Here is a 26,966-nt window from a genome sequence, read left to right as displayed (position 1 = left end):
AGGGGCCGGTGATTCGGGCGCCCTCAGCAGTCCCGCCGCAACGGTGGCGGCACGGCGCGCGCAGGTCGGTGGCCAAGCGTGCCGGACCAGCCGGGCAGCATTCGGGTGCGGTCGACGGACCTGACAGGGTCTGTTCATCTCAGGGTGAGCGGGGTTTCGGCTTCGAGGTGGGTCAGCTTCTTCGGATTGCCGACGTAGTAGAGGCCGGTGATGCGGGCGTCCTCAACACGGATCGCGATGACGCCGTCGATCTCGCCGTCCACGCGGACGAGGAGGGCCGGGTTGCCGTTGATCACGATGGGGTCACCGGTGAGCGCGACCTGGGCCTTGCCGAGGCCGCCGACGATGAAGCGGGCCACCTTGTCGGCGCCGATGATCGGGCGCGGCGCGGCCTGCTTGACGCCGCCACCGTCGCTGATGACCACGACCTCGGGGGCGAGCACGTCAAGCAGGCCCTGCAGGTCCTTGGTTTGGAGCGCGCGCTGGAACGACTCCAACACCGCCCGGGCCTCGCCGGGAGAGACCGCCTCGCGAGGGCGGCGGGCTTCGACGTGGTGCCGGGCGCGGTGGGCGATCTGGCGGACGGCCGCGGGGCTCTTGCCGACGGCGGCCGCGATCTCGTTGTAACTGACATCGAAGGCTTCGCGCAGCACGAAGACGGCGCGCTCGGTCGGCGACAGCGTCTCGAGGACGAGCATGAGCGCCATCGACACGCTCTCGGCGAGCTCGACGTCCTCGGCCACGTCCGGCGTGGTGAGCAGCGGCTCGGGCAGCCAGGGGCCGACGTAGGCCTCCTTGCGGCGCTTCATGGTGCGCAGCCGGTTGAGCGACTGCCGGGTGGTGATCCGCACCAGGTAGGCGCGCTGGTCGCTCACCTGCGCCACGTCGACCTTCATCCACCGCAGCCAGGTTTCCTGCAGGACGTCTTCGGCGTCGGTGGCCGAGCCGAGCATCTCGTAGGCGACGGTGAACAGCAGGTTGCGGTAGGCGACGAACGACTCGGTGGCGCAGTCCATGCCCTCGCCGCGAGCGGGCGGCTCGGCTGGGTCCGTGGTCCGCTCGCTCATGCCTGGCTCCCGCCTGTTGGTTCTCGAGGGTGTGACACGCACAAAACACCGGTCGCCACCGCTTTGTGACACCTGCCGCCGGTGGCGTATGTCACACAGCCGCGCCGTCACAGGGGTTGGGATGCCGGTGTCTCCATGGCCGGCAGGATGCCGCGCGAACCATCCGCACGGCACGCGGCCCCACGAGTGGTGTCCACCGTGGAAAATCCGCCACCGCAGAAAGAAGGAAAGACGTCATGAGCAAGGTCTGGTTCGTCACCGGTTCGTCCCGCGGCCTCGGCCGCAACTTCGTCGAGGCCGCCCTGTCCCGCGGCGACAAGGTGGCCGCGACCGCCCGCACGACTGGAAGCCTTGATGAGCTGGTCGCCGCCCATGGCGACGCGGTGCTCCCGCTCGAGCTGGACGTGACCGACAAGGCCGCCGTCTTCGACAGCATCAAGCGGGCCAAGGAGCACTTCGGCCGGCTCGACGTCATCGTGAACAACGCCGGCTACGCCATGATCGGCGCAATCGAGGAGCTGACCGAGCAGCAACTGCGCGACCAGCTGGAGGCCAACGTCTTCGGCGCGGTGTGGGTGATCCAGGCCGCGCTGCCCCACCTGCGCGAGCAGCGCTCGGGGCACATCATCCAGCTGTCCTCGGCCGCCGGGCTCATCGCCATGCCGCTCGGCGGCGCGTACCACGTCTCCAAGTGGGCCCTGGAAGCCCTGAACGAAAGCCTCGCCCAAGAGGTCGCCGACTTCGGCATCAAGGTGACCGTGGTCGAGCCCGGCGGCTTCGCCACCAAGGACGGCAAGAACCCCGATCCGCTCGCCAACGGCCACATGGCCGAGACCAACCCGATCTACGACGGTCTCCGCCGGCGCATCGCCGGGATCGCGGGAAAGCAGCCCGCCGGTGACCCGGCCGCCGCTGCCCAGGCACTCCTCAAGATCGTCGACTCCGACAACCCGCCCCTGCGGGTGCTCTTCGGTCAGGGCTTCTACCCGATGCTCCAGCAGGTCTACGCCGACCGGCTCAAGACCTGGGCCGACTGGCAGGACCTTTCGGCGGAGGCTCACGGCAATCTCGATCAAGAAAATCGGTGACCCAGGGCGGAGTCAGCTCACCGGGAGCAAGCGAAGCCGTCACCGGCGCTCAGGCGGATCGTCCCCGCGCTCCGGTCAGCCGGCCGCCAGCACTGCCTGATGGGAACGACCGGCCGAACCGGCCGCCTTGACGATGACCACGGGCCGATTCCCGGTCGAGACGGTGACCGTCGAGTCAGCGGAGAGCACGGCTGAAGCCGGATATGGGAGGGTGACCTTGACGGTGCTCCCCGTCCGTTTCGGGTCGGACACCGCGACCCGAATCCGGCCGTCCGCGCGACGGACGACGACGGCGGCCGGGGCATCGGTGGTGAGCCCATCACCGTCGCCCGGCACCCAGAAGTTCCCGAAGAACAGAGTCCCGCCGGCTTCGTTCACCTCGACGCCTGCAGCTCTTCGTTGTTGGCCACGATCCGTACCAGCCCCTCGGCGCGGTCCGCGGTCTGCTGGGCGGTCGCGCCGGGCAACAGGGCGTAGGCGTACGTCGCCTGGTCCGGAGCGGACCCGTGGTCGAACCACATGGTCAGGTAGCGCCGGGTGATCGGCGTCGGGTCACCGATCACGGTGCCGGTGCTGATGTCGCGCCAGCTGCCGGTGCGTTCGGCGCGCGAGGCGTGCAGCTCCGCGCCGCCGGGGAACACGTAACCGCCGACGCCTTCCAGGTGGGCCCAGCGTGCGGCCGGGAACGTCTCCGACCAGCCCTGGCTGACCGGCTGGACGGTGCCGTCCACGGTGAGCGCATTCGTGCCGGACGCGTGCAGGTGGCGATTCTCCACGATCGTCTCGACGCTTTCGACCGGCTTGGCGAGCGTGAATCTCAGGACGGGCCTGAGCGTGCGGTGCTCCCGGCTGCCGATCTGCACCGACAGCCCCTGCCCCGCAGGCTGCAGGATCGCGAAGTCCACATGGCCCGTGTCGGCGATGCCACGTACGCAGTCGGTCACGTCAACCGACAACCAGCCGCCGGCCGCGGTCGCGCGCATCGTGGCCAGCCGTGATCCGATCGACGGCTTGGTGCCCCAGGTGATGGTGTCCTCTTCCCAGCCGTCACCGACGCGGTGGACGTTCACGGTTGTCGTTACCGACCCGGACGCCCGTCCGCGCGGTCTGGGACGACGCCGCCGCGCCTGGCTGGGCTGGCCCGGCACTCTGGCTGCACGGCGACCTGCATTCGGCCAACGTAGAACCGACAGGAGCAACATGTGAAGCACCGCATCGTTGTAGGATTCGCGTTTCGCTGTCGAAATCCGCGCCTCCGTGTCAGTTTGTTGTCGGATTCGACATGCCGCGGCGGACCGGCAGATAACCATCGCAGCGAGGTCACCGCCAACACGATCACCGGTAATGGATTCCGTGCACATCTGATCAATCGCTGTGCGCATAAAGGCATAGAACTCTCAGCGGCGCGACAGAAGACTGCAGATGACAAGCGGAGGCCCACTGGCGGGTAAACGGACTGGGCAGACGCACACGGAACCGTCCGCCGCCCGATCATGAACATTGCGCTCAATCGCCACGGTGTCCACCATGGGCGCCCTGATCGCCGGCCTCGCCAGCCCAGCGGCCGCGCAGCCAGACTCGCCGCAGAGCGATGAACGGGCACTCGCGCGGTTGCTGGCCGCGAAGCTCGACGACGCCGCCGGCATCTACCTCGTGAACTACAACTCCGGACGATACCTGCAGCCCAGGCGTCACAGCACCGCCAACGCGGCACGCGTCGTCCAATGGCGGTACACCCGATCCAAATTCCAGCGATGGAAACCCGTCCTGGACGGCAAGTACACCAGCTTCGAAAACCTCGGCTCACACAAGAACCTCGGCATCAACCGCGCCAGCGGCGATGCCGGCGCGAACGCTATTCAGGCAAAACCAGCCGGCGACTGGAACCAGGACTGGCTCATGGACCCCCGCCCATACCCGGGAGAATCGTTCGCGTTGGTGAACCGCAAGAGTGGTCTCTGCCTGGGAATCTCGAACGCCAGCATCGCGATCGGCGGACAGGCCGCTCAATTCCGCTGCGACGGGCGCGCCAACCAGCGTTGGAACTTCTACGGCGGATAGCGCCTCCTCGAACAGGCACACCAAAGTGCGCCGCAGACCGCCGCCGGGCCGCCCGGCGGCGGTCTGCCGTCTCTGGCCAGTATCGACGTGATCATCCGCCGGAGAGGAGGCGGCGATCAACAGAGCGCCGCACCCGCGCGGTGACGCCTTTCACACGATGACTAACATCCGCATATGTCCCGTTTTGAGGTGGCCACCTTGGTTCTCGCGCCACCGCCGGTTGTCTTCGACGCGTCCTTATCTGTCGAGCTGCACACCTCCTCCATGCGTGGCTCGCGCGAGCAAGCAGTCGCAGGGATCACTTCCGGACAGCTCTCCCTAGGTGATCAAGTCACGTGGCGCGCGCGACACTTCGGCTTCACCTGGCACCTGACCTCGACGATCAGCGCCTACATCCGGCCCTCGTACTTCGTCGACGAACAAGTGAGCGGCCCATTTCGGTATTGGCGCCACGCGCATACCTTCGAATCGACACACGTCGGTGACAGCGGTGTCGAGGCCACCCTGATGAAAGACATCGTCGACTTCGCCGCGCCCGCTGGCTTATTGGGCACCCTCGCCGAGCATCTCGTCCTGCGGCGTTACATGATCAAGCTGATCCCGCTGCGTAACGCGCACATCAGGGAGACGACCGAGACCGCCACTTGAGGTCGCGCAGGACGGGCCCATAAAGCGTTGGCGTCGCAGTCCTCGAGCGGGCTAGCGTTGCGTCCGTCATGCGCCAGGACGACGTGCCCTGTCTGGGCCTGTGAGTAGGCAGATTGGAGATGCGGGATGACTTCTCAACTCGTCGCGCTCTGCTTCGATGCGAACGACCCGCTCGGTCTCGCGCGCTTCTGGGCCGGAGTCCTGGGCTGGGAGATGACCGGCGACTCTCGAGACGGCATCGCGCTCCTGCCGAGCGATGACACCGGGTTCCGGATCGGATTTCTTCCGACCGAGGAGAAGAAGACCGGCCCGAATCAGATGCACTTCGATCTGACGAGCACGTCCCTCGAAGACCAGCAGCAGACCGTGGAGAGGGCGCTCGGACTCGGTGCGCGGCACATCGACGTGGGGCAACTCCCGGAAGAGCGTCATGTGGTGCTCGCCGACCCAGAAGGCAATGAGTTCTGCGTCATCGAGCCGGACAACAAATTCCTCGCCGACTGCGGATTCATCGGAGCGCTTGCGAGCGACGGTTCGCAGGAAGTCGGCTACTTCTGGAGCGAAGCGCTGGGCTGGCCGTTGGTCTGGGACCAGGACCAAGAGACCGCGATCCGCTCGCCGCACGGCGGTCCGAAGATCACCTGGGGCGGTCCGCCAGTGGCGCCGAAGACCGGGAAGAACCGGCTGCACTTCGACCTCGCTCCACCCGTCGACGGTGATCAGCAAGCGGAGGTCGACCGTCTCATCTCCCTCGGAGCGACTCGGATCGACATCGGCCAGGGCGAGGTCAGCTGGGTCGTGATGGCCGATCCCGATGGCAATGAGTTCTGTGTGTTGACTCCCCGATAGCGTGACCGGACCAGAGGTGGCGCGCCTCCGATCCACCCCGTGGCCCGGTGTAATGCCGGCGAGCCGCCGGCCGTCCCAGGTCGGCCCCCGCGCCGCGGTTCGTGACTCACGCTACCCCCCTTCCTCGCCGAGGCAATCGCCGTGCCCGGGATGGGTGCGGCAACAGTGATCAAGCATCGCGCGGTCACGGACGAGCGCGGTCGCGGCGTTCCCCCACCACGGGCTGGGAGCGGCGCAAAGGCCTCGTCAAACGATTCGGCGTCGACACGATCCCGCGTCGACGCCGAACCTAGTCCTCGGTGCCGGTCACGTCGCCGGTCATGCTGAGGGACCATCCGTGCAGAGGAGTCCGGCGGGCGTGCCGGGCGATGGCCGTGTCACCCACACGCGCCAGAGGGTCCTCGGCGGCTACTCCGCGTAGGGTTGGTCGGTTCCCTGGGCGCTGTAGGCGAGACTCCAGATGTAGCCGTCGGGGTCGGCGAAGGAGCCGCCGTACCCGCCCCACGGCAGGGCCCCGGCGGGCTTGAGGATCGTGGCGCCGGCCTTCCCGGCCTCGGCGATGATCTCGTCGACCCGCGCCTCACTGCGGACGACGTAGGTCAGGACCAGCCCGCTGAAGCCGCTGCCTTCCGGGCTCGTGCCCACCTGGTCGGCCAGGCCTTCGCGGCCGTAGAAGCCGACGAGCGAGCCTGCGTCCGATGCGAAGAACACCGAGACGCCGTAGTCGTGCTTGACCTTCCAGCCGAGCCCTTCGGTGTAGAACTGCTTGGCCCGGTCCATGTCCCGGACGCCGAGGAGGATCGAGCTCACGTGCGCTTTCACGCCTTGTCTCCTTTGTACTTGAGGTGGCTGAACCGGCAGATGTGACGTCCGGGCCGGGCCCGAATGTCACATCGGCATGGGTTCGCCGGTCAATCGATATGACCGGCGAAACGGAGGAATGTGACAGATGGCCAAGCAGGACTGGCTGAGCGAGCGGTTCGCCGAGCACCAGGACCGCTTGCACGCGGTGGCCTACCGGATGCTCGGCTCACCCGGCGAGGCGGAGGATGCGGTGCAGGAGGCGTGGCTGCGGGTCAGCCGCGCCGACACCGGCCAGGTGGAGAACCCTGGCGGGTGGCTGACCACGGTCGTGGCCCGGGTCTGCCTGAACATGCTCGAGGCACGCCGCAACCGGCGTGAGGACTCGGCCGGGGCGCTGCCGCCCGAGCCGGCCGCGCCGCACGCGAGCATCCACCCCGCCGGCCAGGCCGGCCCCGAGGACGAGGCGCTGCTGGCCGATTCGGTCGGGGTCGCGCTGATGGTGGTGCTGGACACGCTGACTCCCGCCGAGCGGCTTGCGTTCGTCCTGCACGACGTCTTCGCCGTGTCGTTCGGCGAGATCGGCACCATCATCGACCGCTCCCCGGCGGCGGCCCGGCAGCTCGCCAGCCGCGCCCGGCGCCGGCTGCAAGGAGCGGCCGGCGCATCCGACGCCGCGCGATCGGCGAAGCGGGACATCGTCGAGGCCTTCCTGGCCGCCTCCCGGGGCGGGGATTTCGCCGCGCTGCTGGAACTGCTCGATCCGGACATCGTGGTCGGCGAGGTCCGGGGCGGCCACGCGGTGGCGGCTTTCTTCGCCGGACGGGCTCAGGCCGCCCGGCTCGCTCTGGTCGACGGCGTTCCGGCGGCCGTCTGGTCGCACCGCGGCCGGCCGATGGCCGTCTTCACGTTCGCCGTCAACGACGAGAAGATCACTCGCATCACCATCGACACCGACCCGGACCGGCTCCGCGACCTCGACATCGTCTTTCTTCCCGCCGGCGACAAGGAGCGGCGTTGACCCTCGCGGATCTCAAGCTCTCGTCCTGCGCTCTCGCTGTCCACGACGTTGACGAGGCGCTCGGCTTCTACCGTGACGTGCTCGGCTTTGAGGTACGCGACGACGCCGGATCCGAGGGGATGCGACGGGTGAGTGTCGGCCCGCCGTCGCAGCCGGAGGTGCAGATCGTCCTCACCTCCCCCGGCGCGGACCCGGGTGTCTCGCCGGCCGACTGGCGGGCGATCGCCGACCTGATGGCCAAGGGCCTGCTGGGCAGGCTTGTCTTCGTGACCGGCAACTGCGATGCCACCTTCGCGCACATCGAGGCTGCGGGCGCTGAGGTGATGCAAGAACCGATCAACCAGCCCGACGGCGTCCGCGACTGTGCCTTCCTCGATCCCTCCGGCAACATGCTGCGATTCACCCAGCCGCGGCAGGTGGTCCAGGCACTCCCGTCGCGGCAGGCACCCTGAACGCGCTCCAGCGCGACGTTGATCAGATCGGCGGGGTTGTCCGGCCTGCACCGCCTTGCGGATCGCCGCGGCCGCCGGGCGTACGCCGGCCGCGTCGTGGTCCACGCCCATGCGCGGACGAAGCCGAGATGGCCGCGGATCCGAGGGATACTGGGGCATGGGCGTGCCGTACTCCACCGCCGATCCTCGCCTGCGTGCTGCTGTCGCCGACGAGCTCGCGCGTCGGCCGGAACTGCTCGTCTGCTACAGCCCCACGCACAGGGCCGGGCACAAGGAGTGGTTTCTCATCCAGAGTGTCGATCAGTTCGACGCCATCCTGGGACAAGACCTACGGCCGAACGACCGGCTCGAGGTCTTTCTCCGCCCGCAGTTCCCGCTTCGCGGGGTGGCCGGCGATGCCAGGCTGCTGGAGCAGGCGCTGGCGATCCTGCGTGCCAGGGGCGAACTGCTGATGGCGACGCTCACGCTCGGTGATCCTGAGCTGCAGGACGCTTACGGGTACGACGAGGCGGAGGAGGTCGTGGAGTCCTGGAAGGATGTTGCGGACGGGACCGTGGTCATGATCGGGCCGCATCCGCGCCTCGACGGGGATGATCCGGAGGTCGTGCTCCTTGCGTACGTACCGGATGCCGACGGCCGGTTCACGCCGGGGAAAGGCGCCTACTAGGGTGGCACCCCGCCGCCGGAGGCCGCTGACCAAGGCGGACGCGCCATCGCAGCAGCCTTCGCCATCAAGAAGCTGCCTCGGCCCGATCAACACGTTGGGCAGGGCGAGCGTGTCGGCCCTGGACGCCGCCGCCCGCACCGCGACGGCTGCGTCGCTGCATCGCGCCCGACACCCCCGTACAGGGCCTGAACAGGTCGAGGACGTAAGTGGAGTGGGACGCCGGGGGCGGTAGGCGACTCCGGCGCGGCGTACGATTCTGATGTGACCAGCAGTTCCGCCGCGACGCAGCGCCTGCGCGACCTCGCGCTGCTGCGCCGCGTCCGCGACCGGATCGACCGGGAATACGCGCAGCCGCTGGACGTGGAGGCGCTCGCCCGGGGCGTGAACATGTCGGCCGGGCACCTCAGCCGCCAATTCCGGCTCGCCTACGGCGAGTCGCCGTACTCCTATCTGATGACGCGGCGCATCGAGCGTGCGATGGCGCTGCTGCGGCGTGGCGACCTCAGTGTCACCGAGGTCTGTTTCGCGGTCGGCTGCTCGTCGCTGGGCACGTTCAGCACGCGCTTCACCGAGTTGGTCGGTGTGCCGCCCAGCGTCTATCGGCGCGAGGCGGCGCGCGCGACGGCGGGGATACCGTCGTGCGTGGCGAAACAGGTGACCAGACCGGTCAGGAATCGAGAAGCGCCGACGAGCGAGCCGCACCTAGCGTGACGAGCATGGACATCACCATTCACTCGAGCTTCCTCCCGCACGACCACCCGGAGGTCTCCCTGGCCTTCTACCGTGACACCCTCGGCTTCGAGGTCCGCAGCGACGTGGGATACGAGGGGATGCGCTGGATCACGGTCGGCCCCGCCGGCCAGCCCGGCACGTCCATCGTCCTGGAGCCGCCGGCCGCCGATCCCGGCGTCACCGATGACGAGCGCCGCACCATCATCGAGATGATGGCCAAGGGCACCTACGCCGGCATCGTCCTGGCCACCGCCGACCTCGACGGCACCTTCGAGCGGGTGCAGGCCAGCGGCGCCGAGGTCATCCAGGAGCCGACCGAGCAGCCGTACGGGGTTCGCGACTGCGCTTTCCGTGATCCCGCGGGCAACATGATCCGCATCCAGGAGCGGCGCTGAGCCGTCCGGCTGACCGGACGTTCGAGCCGACTCCCAGCAGGAGACCAGACCCATGCCCACCGAAGCGCCCCGCGAGGCCAACCGGTCCTACCGCGAGGTGCTGCGCGACCGGCGGCCGGCTGGTCTCCTCCTAGGTGACCTCCTAGGCAACGCCGGTACGGGTATGATCATCGTGGCCGTGCCCGTGCAGACGCTGTCCATTCACGGCAGCGTGCCCGAGGCGTCAGTTGCGGAATCTTCCACAGCGTCATGTGCTGATCGCGATCATCGGCCTTGCAATCGGGGCTCACGCCCGACGAGCAGCCGCGGGTCGTCACGCTCTGGACGACCGGCTCTATGGTGGCCGCTCCCCTTGGCCTGACCGTGGGCGGACCACTGATCGAGGTGGCCGGGAGCACCGGAGGGCTTGTGCTGTCCGGTGCGCTGACACTGCTACGTCGCCGCCCCGCGCCTGGGCATCGCCGAGGCCGCTCCACGGGCCGAGTGGCGCAGCGTGGTGAGCACGTCGAACTCTCCGTTGCGCTCGAAGACCGTCGCCGAGTCCGCCGCCGGCGAGTGCCGACGGCTTTGACAAGAGCTGCACTGCTTGATGTCCCGTGCGCGTACGAGCGGCCCGGATCCGTCACCGAAGCGGGAGACTGTTTGCCGTGCGCAGCTCATCATTGATCTCCCTCACACCGTGGTTGCCGGTCGTGCTGGTCCTGCTGGTCGCGCTCGGCGCTCTGGTGGCCTGGGCCGGGCGACTGGGCCATGGCAACGCCGTGGTGACCGCGTGTCTCAGGGCGGCGCTGCAACTCGGCGCGGTGTCGGCGGTGATCGCCTGGGTCGTCGCTTCTTCCCTGGCGGTCGCGGCGTTCATTCTGCTGATGTACGGCGTCGCCACGTTCACCGCGGGCAAGCGCATCGCGGGCGGCAGGCGGCTGTGGTGGGCGGGTGTGCCGATCGCGGCCGGGACCGTGCCGGTGCTGGCCATCCTGCTGGTGACCGGGGCGATCTCCACGCAGGGGATCGTCGTCATCCCCATCGCCGGAATCCTGCTGGGCGGCTGCTTGACGGCCACGACCCTGGCCGGCAGGCGGGCGATGGACGAGCTGGTCCAGCGTAAAGGGGAGGTGGAGGCGGCTCTGGCTCTGGGGTTCTCGCCTCGCGAGGCCGCGCTGGAGATCTGCCGTCCCGCGGCCGCTCAAGCGCTGGTGCCGGCCCTGGATCAGACCAGGACGGTGGGGCTGGTCACCTTGCCCGGGGCGTTCGTGGGCATGCTGATCGGCGGGGCGAGCCCGATCGAGGCGGGGATCGTCCAGCTCGTGGTTCTGGTGGCGCTGCTGGCGGCCGAGGCCACGGCGATTCTGGTGACGGTGGAGTTGGCCGCCCGCGGGCGCCTGGCCCGCCGGCCCACCTGACGGCGGCGATGCGGGCCATCGCCGCCGTCAGGTGGCGAAAACCTGGGAGTCGTCGGCGAACGCCTTGAACTCCAGGGCGTTGCCCGCCGGGTCGAGCAGGAACATCGTCCACTGCTCCCCCGCCTGGCCGGCGAAGCGCACGTAGGGCTCGATGACGAACGGGACGCCCGATGTACGCAGCCGCTCGGCGAGCTTGTGGAACTCCTCGATCGTGAGGATCAGGCCGAAGTGGGGCACCGGAACGTCATGGCCGTCGACCGGATTGTGGATTTGCTGCGTCCGGGCCGGCGCCAGGTGCGTGACGACCTGGTGTCCGTACATGTTCCAGTCGATCCAGGTGTCGGCGCTGCGGCCGTTCTGCAGGCCGAGCACCTCGCCGTAGAAGCGGCGCGCGGCCGTCAGGTCGTCGACCGGCATGGCCAGGTGGAAGCGCGGAATCGGGGAGTCCAGGACGCTCATGACGGGTGGGCTGCCTTTCTGGAGCATCGGGATGTCGTAATGTTGACATTACCTCAACGATCGAAGCTTGTTAACATCAAGACAAGGATGGAGGTGGAGATCATGAGTGAACCGGGCACAGTGGCTCCCGCCCGCCGGCGAGGACTGGCCGATGAGGTCGCCGACCGTATCCGCGAGGCCATCTTCAGCGGCGTCTACGCCCCGGGCGCCCAGCTGCGCGAGGTGGAGCTGTCGCAGGCGCTGGACGTCAGCCGCGGCCCGGTGCGCGAGGCACTGCTCCGGCTGGAACGCGAGGGCCTGGTTCGCAGCGCATGGCATCGCGGCGCCACGGTGATCACATTGGCCCCGCAGGACATCGCCGAATTGGACAGCTTGCGCGGCGCCCTGGAGCACCTGGCCGTCCAGCGCGTGGTCGCCCACGCCTCCGACGAGGACCTCGCCGAGATCGGCAAGACGGTCGAGCTGATGAAGCGCGCCGAGGACGCGCACGCGATGGTGCGCTGCGACATCGCCTTCCATGACGCCGTCTACGCCGCCGCCCACCATCAGCGCCTGGACGAGGCCTGGCGGGCGCTGCGCTCCCAGATCCACCTGTTCCTGCTGACCCGGATCGGCCTCAGCTCCGACGGCTACCTGGCCCATATCCCCGACGAGCATCGCCTGCTCGTCGCCGCGCTGCAGGCCCGCGACACCGAGGCGGCCCTGGAGCTGTTCGCCGAGCACCGCCGCCACGCTCTGGACGTGCTCATCACGAAGGAGGGGCAGCGTCCATGACGAAGCGGGAGGCCTCGCTGGGGATTAGGGAAGCGTGACGTACTTGCCGAGGAACGACCGGGCGGTGGCGGTGTCCAGGCGGTAGTCGTAGTTGGTCCCCTTGCAGGCGTCGTCGGCCCCGCTGATCGACGTGGCGATGAGGAGGTGCGAGGTCGGGCCGCCCAGGAAGTTGGGGCCGCCCGAGTCGCCGAAGCACGTGCTGCCGTCGGTCTTGGCGCTCAGCGACAGGTCGAGCCACCTGTGGGAGAGGCCTTCGAAGGAGATGGACGTCTGGTTGCGCGTGTCCGTGTAGTGGAAACGCCGTCCGTTGCCCTTCTTGGTCTTGGTGGGGTCCACGGAGCCGTACCCGACCGGGGTGAAGCGCGTCGTCTTCAGGCGCTTGTCGGCTTTGAGCTTGTCGAGCAGGCCGGCGGCCGGCAGCTGGGCGGGCTTGATGCCCGCGATGGGCGCATCGAAGACGACCACGGCCATGTCGTGGAGGTCGGACTTGTCCTTGTAGCGCGGGTCCGGGATGTAGCGGCCGCTGTAGAGCTTGGCCCCGGGTTCGTAGCGGCTGGCGAAGGAGACGCGGGCGGTCTTCTGCTTGCGTTCACCGCAGTGCGCGGCGGTGAGGAAGACGGTCGGCGAGATGAGGGTGCCCGTGCAGTAGGACCACGTTCCGTCGGGATTGGCCTTGTCGCCGATGAGGGCTCCCACCTCGGGGTGGGAGTCTCCGTCAGCCGTGCCGTTGGTGATGGCCGACGCAGGCGTGGCGACACCGATGGTCACCGCGGCAACAATCACGACAAAAGGGACGAAACGCATTCGAGAAGTGTATGCGTTTGTGGCCGTACTGTGACAAATCGGACAAAAGATCTACCGAAGCGGTCTCACGATTCTCGGCGGGCGGATGCGACCGGAAGGGCGGCGGCGCGCAGGAACGCGTCGGTGAACACCGCGCACGTCTCCTCCACCGAGGGCGTCTCCGCCCCCATCGCGGCCTCCAGAGTGGGGCGCAGCAGCAGGTGCGCCACCATCGGGCCGAGCATGAGCTGCACGAGGAGCGGGAACGGCAGCGGCCGCAGCCGGCCCGCCTGCACCTGATCCATCAGCAGGGTGCGCAGGGTGACCGCCAGCCGGGGAAGGGTCGCCTGCAGCATCCGGCTCGCCGGGCCGTCGGGGCGGCCGAACATGTCGGCGAACACGGCGGGCAGCACCCGGGGCTCCTGCCCGAACGCGACGATCATCGTGCTGTAGATCTCGCGGACCAGCTTGGCGATGTTCTCGGGGGGATCGGCGGCCAGCGCCTCCAGGTCGGGCACCGGGCCGTAGCGGTCGAAGACGGCGGCCAGCAGGCCGTCGCGGCCCTCGAAGATCGCGTGCAGGCTCGGCAGCGAGCAACCGGCTGCGGCGGCGACCGCGTCGAGGGTGACCGAGCCGAGCCCGCGCTCGGCGATGAGCGCGGCGGCGGCGCCGATGGCCCGTTCGCGTACGGGGCGCCGCCCGCCGGGGTCGATGCCCGCCTGCCGCACGGCCTCGTGCAGTGCCGCTCGCGTGCCGCCCAGCCTGCGCAGCAGCGTGCTGCGCGAGATGCCGGCCGCCGCGGCGATCGCGCCGATGGGCACCTCCGCCACGTCCTGGCCCCGCTCGCGGGCCGCCGCCAGGGCGGCCGCCACCAGGTCTTCCATACGGAGCATGCTACCGACACCGTGTTGGACGTTACCTCTATGAAGATTTCAGTTGGCCGTGAAGGGGATGTTGCGCCACGGGCTGCCGGGATCCTGAGCGAGTATCCGGTGCGGGACGAGCGCGGAGTCGTACATGTGGCCGAACGCCTCCTCATCGAAACGCAACACCCGCCCCAGGATGTAACCCGCCGAATACTCCTCCCACGTCCGATACACCCGCCGGGCCAGCTCGCCGGCCTGGATCACCACGTGCTCCGTCTCGTACGGCTCGGCGAACCGGGCGCTCAGCCCCCACCGCGCGAAGTTCACCGCCCGCCCGAAGTCGTAACCGAGGGCCGAGGTCACGAAGGCGTCGGGCGCCAGGAGGCCGTCGGCGCGGAAGCGCTCCTCGTACCGCACGATCGTCCCGATCAGCTGCATCACCACGTCGATGCCGGGCCGGCTCACGCCCCGCTGGGTGAGCATGCCGGCCGTCGCCCGCTGCCATGTGGCCAGGTCCCGGTGCGAGCCCGGGTACTGGCGGGCGAGATCGTTGCGCACCTGCAGCGCGAACTCCGGTTCGGCCGGGCTGTTGCGCCCCTCCAGCAGCGCCGTCACCTGCGTCTGCCAGCCGTGCCGATCCGTGACGCCCCACGACTCGCGCAGGGTTTCCACGTCATCGGCATAGCTGCTGTAGACGTCGCCGATCTCGTTCCAGATCACCCCGTTGTGCACGGCCAGGTGCCCGCCGCAGGCCAGCCCGTGCGCGAGGGGCCCGTGCAGCGGCCCGGTGTATTTGGTGAGCATCTGGTCGGCGTCGTGGCCCTTGTCCTGGACGCTCTTCTTCAGCGACTTCCAGTGCCGGCGGCTGCGTTTGGCGTCGGGAAAGTACGTCCCTGACGGGCTGCCGGGATTGACCAGCATCCCCTGCACCTCCGACCCCCACCACTCCTCGGGCGGGAAGGGCAACGAGACCGGGCAGGCGACGAGGTCGGGGCGCCTCCCGGGCAACTCCCCCCGGGTGTACACGACCAGGCACTGCTTGCCCTCGGGTCCCTGCTCCGTCTTCCAGTCCACGACCAGTTTGCGGCTGTCGACCTGCTCCTTCGGTTTGTAGGAGAACGTGTCGGCCCCCAGCAGGACGCGCACGTACGCATCCCAGTCGCCCTGGGACTTGGCCTCGGCCAGCGCCCGCTCGACATCGGTGGGCGGCACCCATGCCGGCCCCTGACCTGCCACGTTCCTCTTCGGCATACCCATGCCGACAAACCTTAGCGAAACGGACATCCGCCGCAGTCGTCCCGCCGTCGGCCAGGCCATCGCCGCCGGCTCCTGACCGTCGAGAACCCGATCAGGAGCGCTCCGGCTCGTAGTGCAGCGCGGTGATCCCGCACGCGAACGGCCGCGCGGTGACCAGGCGCAGCCGCCGGCGCGCCTCGGGGAACACCGGCATTCCGGCGCCGAGCGCGGTCGGGTTGACGAACAGGTGGAGTTCGTCGATCAGTTCCTTGGCGATCAGCTCTCGCACGAGAGTGCCGCCTCCGTAAGTGATGATGTCCCCACCCGGCTGCGATTTGAGCTTGGTGACGATCTCGGTGAGGTCCCCGCCGGCGACGGTGGCGTTCTCCCAGGGCGACTCGGTGAGGCTGTTGGAGATCACGACCTTGGGCGTGTTGTTCATCCAGTCGATCGTCTCCTGAGTCTCGCCCGCCGGGCCGGACGCCCAAGCCGGGATGAAACCCTCGGCGAGATGGCGGCCCAGTACGATGCAGTCGACCGGTTCGGTCATCGCGTCGATGTAGGCGTTGATGTCGTCGGTCCACGGGAACGTCATCCAGTCCATCTCGCCGTCCGGACCGGCCATGTAGCCGTCGATGGAGGTCTGGACCTGAAGCTTGAACGTGCGCATGAGATGTCTTCCTTCGACGTCGCTTGTGGTGCGGTGCTGACTCAACGCTGCCGTCAGGACCTTACGGTCTTCTTCCGATGAGGTTAAGGCGCTGGCCGGGGCCGTGTTCGGCGGGCCGCCGGGTCTCTACACCGCCCTTGCCGCCTGGACATCACCTCGCGCGGGCATGACGCGGCCGGGACGGTCAGCCCGCGGCGGGGGACGCGATGACGACGGTGACGTCGGCGGGCACCTCGCCGGTGCGGTAGTGGTGCGGGGCGTCTCCGGCGAAGGCCAGCATGTCTCCGGGCTCCAGCCGGCGCAGATCGTCGGCGGGGCCGGCGACGAGGCGGCCGGAGGCGAGCAGGAGATGCTCGGTCGTGCCGGGCGCGTGGGGCACGCCGTCGACGGCGGTGTCCGGCGGCAGGCGCAGCCGCCAGATCTCCAGGCTGTGGCCGCCGCTGATGCGGCGCAGCAGTTCACGCGTGGGACCGTCGCCGGCGGCGGCGGTCGCCGGTAGGTGCACGACGCCCGGGTCGTTCGCCCGGGTCAGCAGGTCGGTGAGCGGGACGGCCAGCGCGACGGCGATGGCGTCCAGGGTGTCGAGGGTGGGGTTGCCCATACCGGCCTCCAGCTGCGACAGCGTCGCCTTGCTCAGGCCGGTGCGGCGGGCCAGCTCGGCCTGGCTCATGCCGCGCTGCCGGCGGCGGCGCTGGATCTGGGCGCCGGCCGCGGCGGCCGCGCTGCTGGCGGGACGGCGGTCCCGGTCGGCGGTGCTCACCGCGCCGGCCTGTGGGAGGCGGTGTAGGAGACGCGTACGCGGCCCTTTTTGAGTTTGACGGCGGAGATCGTCACCTGCGCCAGGTCGGCGAGACTGCGGACGTGCGTGCCGCCGCAGGGGGCGGCGTGCAGATCGCCGAGCCGGACGATCCGGCGGCCGGCGGCGTCGTGCTCGGCGACGACCGGCAGGTCGTCGGCCACGGCCGCGGCCACGAACGCGCGCAGCCGGTCGGCGGCCTTGTCCCGGTCCTCGGCATCGGCCAGGCGCGTGCCCGTCTCGGACGGGGTGAGCTCGATGCGGGCCTGGCCGGGGAAGTGGTTGCTGCCGGCCAGGGTCCAGCCCTCGGCCCTGCTCGCCGCTTCGACGAGGTGGCCGGCGGTGTGCAGAGCCGCGTGCAGCAGGCGCACACCCGCGTCGACGCGGGTGTGGACGACGTCGCCGTCGACCGGTCCAGGCTCGCCCCCGGTGAGCACCACCAGGCCGGTGGGGGCATGGCGGACGGGAACGACCTCCCGCTCCCCCACCCAGCCGCGGTCGGCGGGCTGTCCGCCGCCTTGGGGGTGGAAAAGATTGTCGCGCACCGCGATCCACGCGCCACCGGCCTCGTCCCGCCCCGCTGCGATCACGGTGGTGGTGATCTCAGCGAGGTAGGTGTCGTCGAGGTAGAGGGCATCCTGCAGTGCACTATTTTGGTGAACCATTCGTTCATCTTATCAAACGAGCGGTAGGATCGACGCATGCCGACACCCGCGAACCTCTCCTTCCACCGCGCCTCACCGGCCCACACGGCAGAGGTCCTGAGCGTGCTGAACGAGGCGGCGGACTGGCTCAGGCGGCGCGACGTCACCCAGTGGCCGGACCGTTTCGAGCCCTCCTGGATCGACGAGGCGATCACACGGGGAGAGACGTGGCTGGTCCGCGCCGGCGACACGGCCGTCGGCACGCTCACCCTGGACTGGTCCGACCCCCTGTGGGCGGATGCGGCCGGTTCGGCCGGCTACGTGCACCATGGCGGTCCGCCGCCGGGCGGCCGGTCTGGGTGCGGTCATCCTCGACTGGGCGGCCGACACCGTGCGCCGCAACCGGCGGGAGATGCAGCGGCTGGACTGCGTGGCCTCGCTGACGCCCGCCCCGTCGTCTAACCGACCGGCGGCCGCGTACGTCCCGGCCGGCGTCGCACGAGCGGCTCTCCTCGCGCCCGTCAGCGGGTGAGCAGGGCACGCAGCGCCTTGACGACGTCGGCGGGCGCCTCCTCCGCCATGAAGTGTCCGCAGGTGACGGTCTCGTGCCGCAGGTCGGGCGCCCAGGCACGCCACAGCGCCGCCGCGTCGTAGCCGAGCGCCGTCCCCCAGTCCTGCTGCAGCACGGTGACCGGCATCCGCAGCCGGTGGCCCGCCTCCCGGTCGGCCCGGTCGTGTTCGGCGTCGATCCCGGCGGAGGCACGGTAGTCGGCGACGATCGAGGGGATCGCCTGGCGGCAGGCCCGCAGGTACGCGGCGCGCACGCCGTCCGGGATCGCCCGCGGGTCGCCGGCCCACAGGTCGAGGAAGTGGCCGAAGAACGTGTCCGCGCTGGCGGCGATCATCTCCTCGGGCAGGCCGGGAGGCTGGGCCATCAGGTACAGGTGAAAGCCGACGGCCGCGCCCGCGCCGCGCATCACCTGCCACATGTCCAGGGTCGGCAGCACGTCCAGGCAGGCCAGGTGGGTGATCGCCGCCGGATGGTCGAGCCCGGCGCGGAAGGCGACCAGGGCGCCCCGGTCGTGCCCGGCCAGCGCGAACCGCTCATGACCCAGCGCATGGGCCAGCGCCACGACGTCGGCGGCCATGGTGCGCTTGGCGTAAGTGGCGGCGAGGGTCTCGGCGGGTTTGTCGCTGGCGCCGTACCCGCGCAGGTCGGGACAGATGACGGTGTGGTCGGCGGCCAGGTCGGCGGCGACGTGCCGCCACATCAGGTGCGTCTGGGGGAAGCCGTGCAGCAGCACGAGGGGGCTGCCCTCACCCGCGACGGCCACGTTGAGTGACACGCCTTCGGCGACGGGGACGCGCCGGTAGTCGAAGCCGGCGATGGTGTCGCTGCTGGTGTCGCTGCTGGTCGTCATGATGGTGGGCTCCTTTGCCGAAGGTGACCCGTTCAGCGTGCCGGGCGCGAATGAGCATCCGATCAGCGCGCTACCGTGGCTGGCTGAGGAGGGTGGTCGAACGGTGCGGTTCGGGGTGCTGGGGCCGGTGACGGCCTGGGACGAGGCCGGTGGCGTGGTCGACGTCAAAGGGCCGCGGCACCGCGCGGTGCTGGCCCGACTGATCGTCGCCCGCCGCCGCGTCGTACCGGTGACGCGCCTGGCCGGGGACCTGTGGCAGGACGAGCCGCCGCCGGGTGCGGTGGCGGCGCTGCGCACGTTCGTGGCGGCGCTGCGCCGCGCGCTGGAGCCGGAGCGGCCGCCGCGCGCCGCGCCGCGGCTGCTGGTGACCGAAGGTCCGGGGTACGCGCTGCGCGCCGCCCCCGACGCGGTGGACGCCTGGCGGTTCGAGCAGGCGGTCACCGCCGCCGCGGCGCTGCCGCCGCGGCCGGCTCTCGAGCGGCTGGAGGAGGCTCTGGGCTGGTGGCGCGGGCCTTCCTACGCCGAGTTCGCCGGCCAGGACTGGGCACGGGCGGAGCGTTCGCGCCTGGCCGAGCTGCGCCTGCACGCGATCGAGCGGCGGGCCGAGGCGCTGCTGGCTCTGGGGCTGGCCGGCGAGGCGGTGCCGGACCTGGACGCACACGTGGCCGAGAACCCCTGGCGGGAGGACGGCTGGCGGCTGCTGGCCCTGGCGCTGTACCGTACCGGCCGCCAAGGCGACGCGCTGGCGGTGCTGCGCCGGGCGCGCGGCCTGCTGGCTGAGCAGCTGGGGGTGGATCCGGGGCCGCGGCTGCGCCGGCTGGAGGCCGACATCTTGCGTCATGCCCCGCATCTTGACCCGCTGTCGGGTACGGCGGGCTCGGTGTGGGCGCAGGCGGCGGCCGCCTACGACCGCAGTGTGCCGGCGGGCGCCAGGGCGCGGCTGGAGTCGACGGTGACGTTGATGCGCGATCTGGCCGTGACCGGCGGCGCGGGCCTGGAGGCGGCGCGCCGGCACCGGGTGGCGGCGATCGCGGCGGCCGAGGAGCTGGGCGAGGCGGAGCTGACGGCGCGGGTGATCGGATCCTACGACGTGCCGGCGATCTGGACCCGTGCGGATGACGCGGAGCAGGCGGCGCAGGTCGTGGCGGCGGCCGAACGCGCCCTGGCCGCGCTCCCGCCGGGCGCGCCGGACGCGGTACGGGCACGGCTGCTGGCCACGATCGCGCTGGAGTCGCGCGGCACGCATGCCGCGCGTGGGGGTGCGGCGGCCCGGCAGGCGGAGGAGATCGCGCGCCGGCTGGACGATCCCGCGTTGCTGGCCTTCGCGCTCAACGGCGTGTTCATGCAGACCTTCTCGCGTGCGGGGCTGGCCGGTCGCCGGGACGAGGTCGGCGCGGAGCTGGTGGCGTTGTCGGCCCGGCACGGGCTGGTCACCTTCGAGGTGCTCGGGCATCTCATCCGCTTGCAGGCACGGTGCGCGCGGGCCGACTTCGCGGTCGCCGACGAGCACGCCGCCGCCGCGGAACGGCTGGCCGAACGGCATGAGCTGCCGCTGGTGAGCGTGTTCACCGCCTGGTACCGGGCACTTCGCCTCGACGTGACCGGGCCGGCGCCGGCGGTTGAGGAGGTGGAGGCGGCCTACCGCCGGGCGGCCGCGCGGCTGGACGGCGCCGGCATGCCGGGACTGCAGCGCGGGTTGCTGCCGCTGGCGTCGCTCTGCGCGCGCGTGCGCCGCGGCCTGCCGCCCGGGACCGGCGAGGCGGACTGGGGACCGTACGAGCCGTGGGTCCGCCCCCTGCTGCTGGCCGCCGACCGCCGCGACGAGGCCGCGGCGGCGCTGGCGGCCCTGCCGGAACCGCCGGAAGACCTGCTGATGGAGGCGATGTGGTGCCTGGTGGCGCGGGCTGCGGTGGCCCTCGGCGACCGGGAGGCGATGCGCCGCGCCCGCACCGCGCTGGCCCCGGCGGCCGGGGAGCTGGCGGGCGCGGGCAGCGGCCTGCTCACCCTGGGCCCGGTCTCCGACCACCTCGCCGCCCTCGCCGATGCGCTCCGCGACACCTCTGCCTAGCCGCCGTACCGCGGCAGGACGGCCATGAGATGCTGCTGAGGCTGGCAGGTGTCACTCACCGTGGCCACTGCCGTGGGCGGGCACGGCCGTTCCGGGCGCCGCTGACGTCGGAGATCAGCCCATGTCGCCGGCCGACATCTCGCGGAGCGTGGTGTGTGTGTGCGTCAGGTGAGATGCTTGACGTGCTCCTCCCTTTGATTGGGGAGGATTCTCATGGCCGCTACGCGGCCACCCGGTGGGGGGTGGTGCGGGTAGTCCCGCCGTGAGGTGCTTGACGCTTCAGCGGCCCCAGTGGTGCAGGGCCTCCACGTCTGGTGACCGCCCGTCCGGCGGCTGAGTTGTACCGATGCAACTGGGTGCGGGCGGCGTTGACGTCGGCGTTGCCGATCCACCCGCATGCTGGATTCCTGCACACGAACCGGGGCTGACTCTGGCGCGAGCCTTCGTTGATCGTGTGGCAGGCGTGGCATTCCTGGCTGGTGCCCAGTGCCGGGATGTAGACGACCTGGCCGCCCTTGGTGGTGGCCTTGTAGGTGAGGAACTCGGCGGTGCGGCCCCACGCCTCGGTGGCGATGGCCCGGTTCAGGCCGCGTTTTTGGGCGACGTTCGTGCCCGGCTGTTGGAGGGTGCCGGAGGCGCTCGCCATCATGTTCTTGACCTTGAGGTCTTCCAGCACGATGACGCCGAACCGGTCGGTGAGCTTCGCTGTGGTCTGGTGCTGCCAGTCGATGGCCCGGCGTTTGGCTTTCGCGCGCAGGCGGGCGATCTGGTCATAGGTTGTCTTCAGCCGGTTGCTGGTGCGCTGTCCTGGTTTCGCGGCTCGTTTCTGGCGGGCGGCCTTGCGCTCCAGATGGAGCAGCCGCTCCTGCTCCCCGCCGGTCAGCCATTCTTTACGGTGGAAGATCTTCTCTCCGCCTGCCAGGGCGAGCGGTACGGCGATGCCCCGGTCGATCGCGGTGTGCGGCCCCGGATGCGGGGCCGGCACCGGCTGCTCGGTCTGGATACGAAACACGATGTGCCACCCGGTGGTCTCCTTCACCAGCCGCGCTCCGGTGATCTTCCCGTGCGGGCCGCCCTTCGTGACGACCGGCAGGTCTTTGGTCCATCGGAAGCGGACCCGGCCGAGTTTGGGGATGGTGACCGCGCCCCACCGGCGGTTGATCCGGGTGATGTTCAGGTCCCGCGCCTGGGGGACGTCCACGGCCATCCGGGAGCGGAACCGGCTCTTGAACGTGGGGCGTTCGGCCGGGTGGTCGGGGTTGAAGTAGTTGGCCCACGCCTGCCGGTAGGTCTTCAGCACGGCTTGCGCCGCTTGGGCGGGCAGGTCGTTGAGCCAGTCGATCTCTTTGCGGGCGGCCCGGATGGCCTCGTCGCACTGGGCGAGGGAGGCGAAGCGGCCCTGCCGGAAGGTGAAGAACTCGTGCAGCAGGTTCCACAGTGTGCGCGCGTTGTGCGCCTGGCCGTCCAAGACGGCGCTCTGCCGCTGGTCCAACTCCAGGCGGGTGACATGAGCGCGGTTGCGTTTCTCCTGCTCCACGCGGCTCATTCTATCGTTTGGTGTATGTCACCGCGATGGGAACCGAACCCCGACATCAGAACCGGGCGTCACTGCGTCCACGATCTGTCCGCGCATTTGGTGTTTGTCACGAAATATCGGCGGGACGCACTCACCAGCCCCATGCTGGAACGCTGCGAACAGATCATGATAGAGGTGTGCGAGAAATTCGACTGCGAACTGACCGACTTCAACGGCGCACACGACCACGTCCACCTCCTGGTCCGCTACCCGCCCAAGGTCGCCCTGTCCTCCCTCGTCAACTCCCTCAAAGGCGTCTCAGCCCGCTACCTCCGCCAGGAATACAACACCCACGTCCGCACACACCTATGGAGCGGCCACTTCTGGTCCCGCTCCTACTACGCAGGCTCGACCGGCGACGCGGACCTGGCCACCGTCCACACCTACCTCCAGTCCCAGGACCGGCCCCAGAAATGAGATCAAGACCAGACGCGGCACACCGCGTTCCCAGAGTGCGGATCAGGACACACTCAGGCCCTTGGAGGCCTTCCCGCAAGGGCGTTCACCCCCACCTAATGGCGGGAGCACTGGCCCGCACCTCGGTAGACTCAAGATCGTCTGAGTCGTCACGAACAGGGAATCACAGTGATCGATCGTCTGGCGCGGACCGTGGTCGCGTTCCTGCTGTTACCGGCCCTCGGCGCGTGCTCCGCGCCGCCTGCGAACCCGCTGCTGAAGAACCCGGCCCAGTGGCCGTTGGTCCAGCTGAACGGCCTGACCGGCCACCGGAGACTGCCCGGCGAGGCGGAGCGTGCACTGGCGCAGATCAGGGTCGGCTCTCACGACCTGATCGCGTGGATTCACTCCTCCGGCCGGTGCGGGCTGTCCGACTCCGGCTGGAGCATGTACGTCGATCTGACCACGTCCGAGGGGCACCCGGGGCGGGAAGTAGGGTTTTCCGGGCCGATGGAGCCGGCGGTGGGCAGTTCCAGCGAGAGCAAGGTCAGCTTGTTCTGCACCCCTACCAGGATGCTGATCAGGGTCGAGGGGGAGACGTCGAAGCCTTTCGTCTCCGGCGACGCGGTCGCGCAGCCTGTCAACGGCGGGCTCAACGCCGTCGTCGGCTCGCGGGAAGCTCAGAAGGAGTCACTGCCCGGCGCGACCGTGACTCCGGGTGGATAGCGGTCACCCGGGGCGACCTCCAGTGATGATCATCAAGCCGCGCGCCAATGCCGCCGTTTGGCCCCGGCGCAGCGGAAACTGGCCGCCCTGCACGGCGACACGTTCGACTAACGCCGGGCCGGCGGGCAGGCCACCTCCGTGAGCGCGAGTTTTGTCAGCCGGTCGGTGGCCTCGTGGGGTGTCATGTCGGCGCCCCGTTGGTAGGCGGTGTCGTAGTCGGTACGGCCGAGCCGTTGCGAGAGCGTCTCCGCAAGGGAGCACAGTTCGGTGTCGCCGTGGTCGAAGGTGCCGCGGATGGCCTGGCTCAGGCCGAGCGCGGTGGCCGCGCCGGCCGGATCGTCCTCCAGGAACAGCAGCCGAGCCAGGAGCTGCGCGGCCGCCGGGGTGTTCATGTGCGCCTGCGCCGCCTGCATGGCACGGGGCAGCAGCTCGCGCGCGGGTGCGGCGTCCCCGGCGGTGAGGAGGTTCGCCATCCTGGCGGGCACCAGGAGGTTCTCCATCGTCTCCGCCGTAAGGCGCAGCCGGCGGGCGAGGGTCTCCATCCGGTCGAGTTCTTGGTCGGCCCGTTCGATCGCGCCGGAGCGGCGGTACAGCTCGGCCAGGCTGCCCAGGACCTCGATCTCCAGCACACGGTGACCGCGCTCCCATGCCGCTCGTTCGGCGGTTTCGATGTCGTGCTGGGCGCCGGTCAGGTCGCCGGCGCGCATGCGTTCGGTGGCGAGTCCGAGCCGGGTTGAGACCTCGTCCTGCGAGCCGAGGTCGGTGGCGATCGCGAGGCTGTGCTCGTAGGCGGCGATCGCCTGGTCGTGGTCACCGGCGATGGCGTGGATCTGCGCCAGGCCGTACAGCGTCTTCGCCGTCCACCACCGATCGCCCGCCTCCTTGAACGCGTGCAGCGCCGCTGCCATCGCGGTCGCGGAGCTTTCCCGGTCGCCCCGTTCGCGATACCGCATGGCTTCGATCATGAAGGTGCAGGCGATCGCCCAGCGGTCCGAGCCGCTGCGCACCCGGGCGATCTCCTGGTCGACCAGCTCGTCCAACCCGAGTGTCAGCGCCATCATCAGCGCTGTCGTCAGCAGCATCGGATAACGCCGCAGCGCGCCCGTGTGCGCGCAGTCGTCGATGAGCGCGCGCAGCCGGTCGGGCTCTTTGGTCGGCGCGCCCTCGCCGGCTACCAGGTGGATCGCGGTGAACGCGGCCCGGGCTTGCGCGGGCAGCGCGTCGCCGAACTCGGCGACCTTGGCGACGTAGGCATCGGCCCGAGCGTCGTAGCGGAGCATGACCCAGTACCAGTACAGCGGCCCGAGAATCCGGGCCGCGGTCTCGGCGTCGCCGCCGTCGATGGCCGTTTGCAGGGCGAACATCAGATTGTCGTACTCGGCCTGGAACAGCCGCAGCGACTCCGCCTGCTTGTCCGAGCGCAGCAGCGGCTCGTGTTCCTCGGCCAGGTCGGCGAAGTGCCGCGCGAGCCTGCGCAGGACGGCTTCAGCTTCCCCCGCGAGGCGAAGCTTGTCCGCCGCATGGGCTCGGATGGTTTCCAGCATCCGGTACGCGTGGCCGGCCCGCTCCACGATGGACTTGTCGACCAGGGAGTCCAGGAGATAGATGACCTCGCCGGCGGGGAGCGTCTCATCCGAACAGACCGCCTCGATCGCGGCGATCCCGGTTCTCGCCGGAAAGATCGACATTCGGCGGGCCAGCGTCCGTTCTTGATCGGTGAGGAGGTCCCAGCTCCATTCGATGACCGCATGGAGGGTCTGCTGCCGCGGCTGGGCGGCCCGGTTGCCGGTGCTGAGCAGCCGGAAACGGTCATCCAGTCGCCGGGCGAGCTGGTCGGCGCTCATGGTCCGCAACCGCGCTGCAGCCAGCTCCAGCGCCAGCGGCAGCCCGTCCAGCCGGCGCACGATGTCCACGACCGAGGTCGCGGTCGGCGCGTCGAGGACGAGGCCGGGCTGTACGGCTGCCGCGCGATCGAGGAACAGCCGCACCGCGTCCGATTCGCCGGCCTGAGCGGAATCCGCGTGGGCCGGGGGCAGGTCGAGCGGGCCCAGACGGCACAGCGTCTCACCCATGACGTCCAGCGGTTCCCGGCTCGTGGCCAGGATGGTCACGTACGGCTGGCGCTCCAGCAGCTGCCCGGCGAACTCCGCGACGGGTCCGCAGATCTGTTCGCAGTTGTCCAGCACCAGCACGCCTTCACCACCGGCGAGCAGACTGACCACTCGATCCAGCGGCGTGCCAGACGGCTGGGCATCGGCGACGCTGAGCGCGCCCAGCACCGCCTCGGGCAGCCCGTCGGCGGTGTTCACCCCGGCCAGGGGGACGAGCCAGACCCGGCCACGCTGATGGGCCCGATGCCGGCTCGCCACCTCCACGGTCAGCCGGGTCTTGCCCACTCCTCCGGGCCCCACGACGGTGACCAGCCGGGAGGTCTCCAGCAACCCCGCCAGCAGTCTCAGCTCCTCCTCCCGGCCGACGAAGCTGGTCAGCAGGGCCGGCAGACGGCCCGGCGCCGCCTCCGGCCGAGCCTGTTCCGCCTCGGGGATCGTCAGCTCGCCCCGCACCACGGCCAGGTGCGTCTGGCGTAGCTCCTCGGACGGGTCGACGCCCAATTCCTCGGCGAGCGTGCCGCGGACCTGTTCGAACACGGCCAGCGCATCGGACTGGCGGCCTGCCGCGTGCAAGGCTCGCATGCGTAATCCGGCCAGCCGTTCGCGCAACGGGTGGCTGGCGGCCACCGCCGCCATATCGGCGAGGATCTCGTCGTGGCGGCCCAGTCGCAGCTCCGCCTCGAACCGGTCTTCGATGGCCGCGACGCGCAGCTCCTCCAGCCGCGTGCCGGCCGTACCGGCGAAGGGGGCATCGCGCACGTCGGCCAGCGCGTCTCCCCGCCACAGCGCCAGCGCCTCGTCCAGCAGCGAGGCCGCTCGCTGCGCGGCGCCCGCGGCCAGTTCGCGACCGCCCCGCTTGGCCTTCTCCTCGAACCGGACCGCGTCGACGTCCTCGGCGCGTACGTGCAGGCGATACCCGCCGGCCGCCCTCTCCACGACCCCGGCCCCGCCCAGAGCCTTGCGCAGCCGGTGCACCAGCCCATGCAGCGCATTGACGGTGCCCCCGCGCGGATGCTCCCTCCACAGGCCGTCGACGAGTGCATCGACCGACACCGTCTCACCCTCGGCCAGTGCCAGCCGGGCCAGCAGCGCGCGAACCATGACACCGCCGACATCGATCGGCGCACCATCGTTGGCATAGGCCCGGACCGGTCCCAGCAGCTCAATCCGCATGCACAAAGGCTATGAGGACGCAGAGGCGCGCGTGCTCGTGAAAGTGGCGCAGTGCCGGCTAAAAGAGCGTTCTAAGAGGCGTGTAA

29 protein-coding genes are annotated in these 26,966 nt (G+C 70.1%); 15 read left to right on the top strand and 14 right to left on the bottom strand.

Annotated elements, in window-relative coordinates:
* Nucleotides 1-134: 134 nt before the first annotated feature.
* A complete protein-coding gene (locus OHA25_RS36580; RefSeq protein WP_327581480.1) occupies nt 135-1,067 on the bottom strand; it encodes an RNA polymerase sigma-70 factor in 933 nt (310 codons plus the stop codon).
* 236 nt (nt 1,068-1,303) lie between these two features.
* Between OHA25_RS36580 and OHA25_RS36575 the strand changes: the two genes are divergently transcribed.
* Nucleotides 1,304-2,155, top strand: coding sequence for an SDR family NAD(P)-dependent oxidoreductase (locus OHA25_RS36575; RefSeq protein WP_327581479.1), 852 nt, complete (start codon nt 1,304-1,306; stop codon nt 2,153-2,155).
* A gap of 75 nt (nt 2,156-2,230) precedes the next feature.
* On the opposite strand, the gene OHA25_RS36570 is transcribed toward OHA25_RS36575, so the two are convergent.
* Both OHA25_RS36570 and OHA25_RS36565 read right to left on the bottom strand, forming a co-directional pair.
* A complete protein-coding gene (locus OHA25_RS36570) occupies nt 2,231-2,533 on the bottom strand; it encodes a polysaccharide lyase beta-sandwich domain-containing protein (RefSeq protein ID WP_327581478.1) in 303 nt (100 codons plus the stop codon).
* The gene (locus OHA25_RS36565) at nt 2,530-3,225 is read right to left on the bottom strand and encodes a polysaccharide lyase family 8 super-sandwich domain-containing protein (RefSeq protein WP_327581477.1); all 696 of its coding nucleotides are present in this window, start codon (nt 3,223-3,225) and stop codon (nt 2,530-2,532) included. Before OHA25_RS36565 ends, OHA25_RS36570 begins: the two co-directional genes overlap by 4 nt.
* Before the next feature lie 457 nt (nt 3,226-3,682).
* Here OHA25_RS36565 and OHA25_RS36560 point away from each other — a divergent pair, with 457 nt between their 5' ends.
* The 3 genes from OHA25_RS36560 to OHA25_RS36550 all read left to right on the top strand — a co-directional run bounded on the left by OHA25_RS36560 (nt 3,683) and on the right by OHA25_RS36550 (nt 5,713).
* Entirely contained in the window at nt 3,683-4,216 is a 534-nt protein-coding gene (locus OHA25_RS36560; RefSeq protein ID WP_327581476.1) for an RICIN domain-containing protein, read from the top strand.
* A gap of 174 nt (nt 4,217-4,390) precedes the next feature.
* Nucleotides 4,391-4,864, top strand: coding sequence for an SRPBCC family protein (locus OHA25_RS36555; protein WP_327581475.1), 474 nt, complete (start codon nt 4,391-4,393; stop codon nt 4,862-4,864).
* A gap of 126 nt (nt 4,865-4,990) precedes the next feature.
* Entirely contained in the window at nt 4,991-5,713 is a 723-nt protein-coding gene (locus OHA25_RS36550) for a VOC family protein (protein ID WP_327581474.1), read from the top strand.
* Nucleotides 5,714-6,121: 408 nt separating this feature from the next.
* Here the strand turns inward: OHA25_RS36550 and OHA25_RS36545 are convergent, their stop codons facing one another.
* The gene (locus tag OHA25_RS36545; RefSeq protein ID WP_327581473.1) at nt 6,122-6,535 is read right to left on the bottom strand and encodes a VOC family protein; all 414 of its coding nucleotides are present in this window, start codon (nt 6,533-6,535) and stop codon (nt 6,122-6,124) included.
* A gap of 127 nt (nt 6,536-6,662) precedes the next feature.
* On the opposite strand from OHA25_RS36545, the gene OHA25_RS36540 reads away from it, so the two are divergent.
* The 6 genes from OHA25_RS36540 to OHA25_RS36515 all read left to right on the top strand — a co-directional run bounded on the left by OHA25_RS36540 (nt 6,663) and on the right by OHA25_RS36515 (nt 11,181).
* On the top strand, nt 6,663-7,535 hold the full coding sequence (locus OHA25_RS36540) for a sigma-70 family RNA polymerase sigma factor (protein WP_327581472.1): 873 nt from the start codon (nt 6,663-6,665) through the stop codon (nt 7,533-7,535).
* Nucleotides 7,532-7,987, top strand: a complete 456-nt coding sequence (locus OHA25_RS36535) for a VOC family protein (protein ID WP_327581471.1) — start codon at nt 7,532-7,534, stop codon at nt 7,985-7,987. The genes OHA25_RS36540 and OHA25_RS36535 overlap by 4 nt, the downstream gene beginning before the upstream one ends.
* A 157-nt stretch (nt 7,988-8,144) precedes the next feature.
* Nucleotides 8,145-8,654, top strand: coding sequence for a hypothetical protein (locus OHA25_RS36530; protein ID WP_327581470.1), 510 nt, complete (start codon nt 8,145-8,147; stop codon nt 8,652-8,654).
* A gap of 261 nt (nt 8,655-8,915) precedes the next feature.
* The gene (locus OHA25_RS36525) at nt 8,916-9,365 is read left to right on the top strand and encodes a helix-turn-helix transcriptional regulator (protein ID WP_305916852.1); all 450 of its coding nucleotides are present in this window, start codon (nt 8,916-8,918) and stop codon (nt 9,363-9,365) included.
* 5 nt (nt 9,366-9,370) lie between these two features.
* Entirely contained in the window at nt 9,371-9,781 is a 411-nt protein-coding gene (locus tag OHA25_RS36520) for a VOC family protein (RefSeq protein ID WP_305916853.1), read from the top strand.
* Nucleotides 9,782-10,428: 647 nt separating this feature from the next.
* The gene (locus OHA25_RS36515) at nt 10,429-11,181 is read left to right on the top strand and encodes an ABC transporter permease (RefSeq protein WP_327581469.1); all 753 of its coding nucleotides are present in this window, start codon (nt 10,429-10,431) and stop codon (nt 11,179-11,181) included.
* Nucleotides 11,182-11,208: 27 nt separating this feature from the next.
* Here the strand turns inward: OHA25_RS36515 and OHA25_RS36510 are convergent, their stop codons facing one another.
* A complete protein-coding gene (locus tag OHA25_RS36510) occupies nt 11,209-11,640 on the bottom strand; it encodes a VOC family protein (RefSeq protein WP_327581468.1) in 432 nt (143 codons plus the stop codon).
* Between the two features lie 102 nt (nt 11,641-11,742).
* Here OHA25_RS36510 and OHA25_RS36505 point away from each other — a divergent pair, with 102 nt between their 5' ends.
* The gene (locus tag OHA25_RS36505) at nt 11,743-12,414 is read left to right on the top strand and encodes a GntR family transcriptional regulator (RefSeq protein ID WP_327581467.1); all 672 of its coding nucleotides are present in this window, start codon (nt 11,743-11,745) and stop codon (nt 12,412-12,414) included.
* 24 nt (nt 12,415-12,438) lie between these two features.
* On the opposite strand, the gene OHA25_RS36500 is transcribed toward OHA25_RS36505, so the two are convergent.
* The 6 genes from OHA25_RS36500 to OHA25_RS36475 all read right to left on the bottom strand — a co-directional run bounded on the left by OHA25_RS36500 (nt 12,439) and on the right by OHA25_RS36475 (nt 17,430).
* Nucleotides 12,439-13,182, bottom strand: a complete 744-nt coding sequence (locus OHA25_RS36500) for a trypsin-like serine protease (protein ID WP_327581466.1) — start codon at nt 13,180-13,182, stop codon at nt 12,439-12,441.
* Nucleotides 13,183-13,283: 101 nt separating this feature from the next.
* Nucleotides 13,284-14,081 carry a TetR/AcrR family transcriptional regulator gene (locus OHA25_RS36495; RefSeq protein ID WP_327581465.1) on the bottom strand — a complete coding sequence of 266 codons (798 nt, stop codon included), beginning with the start codon at nt 14,079-14,081 and terminating at the stop codon, nt 13,284-13,286.
* Between the two features lie 48 nt (nt 14,082-14,129).
* On the bottom strand, nt 14,130-15,320 hold the full coding sequence (locus OHA25_RS36490) for a DUF1266 domain-containing protein (RefSeq protein WP_327581464.1): 1,191 nt from the start codon (nt 15,318-15,320) through the stop codon (nt 14,130-14,132).
* Nucleotides 15,321-15,411: 91 nt separating this feature from the next.
* Nucleotides 15,412-15,969, bottom strand: coding sequence for a dihydrofolate reductase family protein (locus OHA25_RS36485; RefSeq protein WP_327581463.1), 558 nt, complete (start codon nt 15,967-15,969; stop codon nt 15,412-15,414).
* A 184-nt stretch (nt 15,970-16,153) separates the two neighbouring features.
* Entirely contained in the window at nt 16,154-16,729 is a 576-nt protein-coding gene (locus OHA25_RS36480; protein ID WP_327581462.1) for a helix-turn-helix domain-containing protein, read from the bottom strand.
* Nucleotides 16,726-17,430 (bottom strand): hypothetical protein, encoded by a 705-nt coding sequence (locus OHA25_RS36475; protein ID WP_327581461.1) that lies wholly within the window; start codon nt 17,428-17,430, stop codon nt 16,726-16,728. The genes OHA25_RS36480 and OHA25_RS36475 overlap by 4 nt, the downstream gene beginning before the upstream one ends.
* 36 nt (nt 17,431-17,466) lie before the next feature.
* On the opposite strand from OHA25_RS36475, the gene OHA25_RS36470 reads away from it, so the two are divergent.
* Complete coding sequence (locus OHA25_RS36470; RefSeq protein ID WP_327581460.1) at nt 17,467-17,871, top strand: hypothetical protein; 405 nt, start codon at nt 17,467-17,469, stop codon at nt 17,869-17,871.
* A 59-nt stretch (nt 17,872-17,930) separates the two neighbouring features.
* Here OHA25_RS36470 and OHA25_RS36465 read toward each other — a convergent pair whose 3' ends face one another.
* Complete coding sequence (locus tag OHA25_RS36465) at nt 17,931-18,830, bottom strand: alpha/beta fold hydrolase (protein ID WP_327581459.1); 900 nt, start codon at nt 18,828-18,830, stop codon at nt 17,931-17,933.
* Between OHA25_RS36465 and OHA25_RS36460 the strand changes: the two genes are divergently transcribed.
* Complete coding sequence (locus tag OHA25_RS36460) at nt 18,796-20,898, top strand: AfsR/SARP family transcriptional regulator (RefSeq protein ID WP_327581458.1); 2,103 nt, start codon at nt 18,796-18,798, stop codon at nt 20,896-20,898. The genes OHA25_RS36465 and OHA25_RS36460 overlap by 35 nt on opposite strands.
* Before the next feature lie 220 nt (nt 20,899-21,118).
* Here the strand turns inward: OHA25_RS36460 and OHA25_RS36455 are convergent, their stop codons facing one another.
* Nucleotides 21,119-22,435, bottom strand: a complete 1,317-nt coding sequence (locus OHA25_RS36455) for an RNA-guided endonuclease InsQ/TnpB family protein (protein WP_327581457.1) — start codon at nt 22,433-22,435, stop codon at nt 21,119-21,121.
* Nucleotides 22,436-22,459: 24 nt separating this feature from the next.
* On the opposite strand from OHA25_RS36455, the gene tnpA reads away from it, so the two are divergent.
* Nucleotides 22,460-22,891, top strand: a complete 432-nt coding sequence (tnpA, locus tag OHA25_RS36450; protein WP_327581456.1) for an IS200/IS605 family transposase — start codon at nt 22,460-22,462, stop codon at nt 22,889-22,891.
* A 168-nt stretch (nt 22,892-23,059) separates the two neighbouring features.
* Complete coding sequence (locus OHA25_RS36445; protein ID WP_327581455.1) at nt 23,060-23,596, top strand: hypothetical protein; 537 nt, start codon at nt 23,060-23,062, stop codon at nt 23,594-23,596.
* Nucleotides 23,597-23,703: 107 nt separating this feature from the next.
* Here the strand turns inward: OHA25_RS36445 and OHA25_RS36440 are convergent, their stop codons facing one another.
* The gene (locus OHA25_RS36440; RefSeq protein WP_327581454.1) at nt 23,704-26,880 is read right to left on the bottom strand and encodes a BTAD domain-containing putative transcriptional regulator; all 3,177 of its coding nucleotides are present in this window, start codon (nt 26,878-26,880) and stop codon (nt 23,704-23,706) included.
* Nucleotides 26,881-26,966 lie beyond the last annotated feature (86 nt).

The sequence above is a fragment of the Nonomuraea sp. NBC_00507 genome (genome assembly GCF_036013525.1).
Taxonomy (GTDB): Bacteria; Actinomycetota; Actinomycetes; order Streptosporangiales; family Streptosporangiaceae; genus Nonomuraea.
Note: the sequence above shows the minus strand (reverse complement) of the source record. Positions and strands in the feature narration are given on the sequence as shown.

What these genes read in the sequence shown, in the direction of transcription:
- OHA25_RS36580 (WP_327581480.1), bottom strand. Translation starts at nt 1,067, where the DNA reads ATGAGCGAGCGGACCACGGACCCAGCCGAGCCGCCCGCTCGCGGCGAG.
- OHA25_RS36575 (WP_327581479.1), top strand. Translation starts at nt 1,304, where the DNA reads ATGAGCAAGGTCTGGTTCGTCACCGGTTCGTCCCGCGGCCTCGGCCGC.
- OHA25_RS36560 (WP_327581476.1), top strand. Translation starts at nt 3,683, where the DNA reads ATGGGCGCCCTGATCGCCGGCCTCGCCAGCCCAGCGGCCGCGCAGCCA.
- OHA25_RS36555 (WP_327581475.1), top strand. Translation starts at nt 4,391, where the DNA reads ATGTCCCGTTTTGAGGTGGCCACCTTGGTTCTCGCGCCACCGCCGGTT.
- OHA25_RS36550 (WP_327581474.1), top strand. Translation starts at nt 4,991, where the DNA reads ATGACTTCTCAACTCGTCGCGCTCTGCTTCGATGCGAACGACCCGCTC.
- OHA25_RS36540 (WP_327581472.1), top strand. Translation starts at nt 6,663, where the DNA reads ATGGCCAAGCAGGACTGGCTGAGCGAGCGGTTCGCCGAGCACCAGGAC.
- OHA25_RS36530 (WP_327581470.1), top strand. Translation starts at nt 8,145, where the DNA reads ATGGGCGTGCCGTACTCCACCGCCGATCCTCGCCTGCGTGCTGCTGTC.
- OHA25_RS36520 (WP_305916853.1), top strand. Translation starts at nt 9,371, where the DNA reads ATGGACATCACCATTCACTCGAGCTTCCTCCCGCACGACCACCCGGAG.
- OHA25_RS36510 (WP_327581468.1), bottom strand. Translation starts at nt 11,640, where the DNA reads ATGAGCGTCCTGGACTCCCCGATTCCGCGCTTCCACCTGGCCATGCCG.
- OHA25_RS36505 (WP_327581467.1), top strand. Translation starts at nt 11,743, where the DNA reads ATGAGTGAACCGGGCACAGTGGCTCCCGCCCGCCGGCGAGGACTGGCC.
- OHA25_RS36495 (WP_327581465.1), bottom strand. Translation starts at nt 14,081, where the DNA reads ATGGAAGACCTGGTGGCGGCCGCCCTGGCGGCGGCCCGCGAGCGGGGC.
- OHA25_RS36490 (WP_327581464.1), bottom strand. Translation starts at nt 15,320, where the DNA reads ATGGGTATGCCGAAGAGGAACGTGGCAGGTCAGGGGCCGGCATGGGTG.
- OHA25_RS36485 (WP_327581463.1), bottom strand. Translation starts at nt 15,969, where the DNA reads ATGCGCACGTTCAAGCTTCAGGTCCAGACCTCCATCGACGGCTACATG.
- OHA25_RS36475 (WP_327581461.1), bottom strand. Translation starts at nt 17,430, where the DNA reads ATGGTTCACCAAAATAGTGCACTGCAGGATGCCCTCTACCTCGACGAC.
- OHA25_RS36470 (WP_327581460.1), top strand. Translation starts at nt 17,467, where the DNA reads ATGCCGACACCCGCGAACCTCTCCTTCCACCGCGCCTCACCGGCCCAC.
- OHA25_RS36460 (WP_327581458.1), top strand. Translation starts at nt 18,796, where the DNA reads ATGGTGTCGCTGCTGGTGTCGCTGCTGGTCGTCATGATGGTGGGCTCC.
- OHA25_RS36465 (WP_327581459.1), bottom strand. Translation starts at nt 18,830, where the DNA reads ATGACGACCAGCAGCGACACCAGCAGCGACACCATCGCCGGCTTCGAC.
- tnpA (WP_327581456.1), top strand. Translation starts at nt 22,460, where the DNA reads ATGTCACCGCGATGGGAACCGAACCCCGACATCAGAACCGGGCGTCAC.
- OHA25_RS36440 (WP_327581454.1), bottom strand. Translation starts at nt 26,880, where the DNA reads ATGCGGATTGAGCTGCTGGGACCGGTCCGGGCCTATGCCAACGATGGT.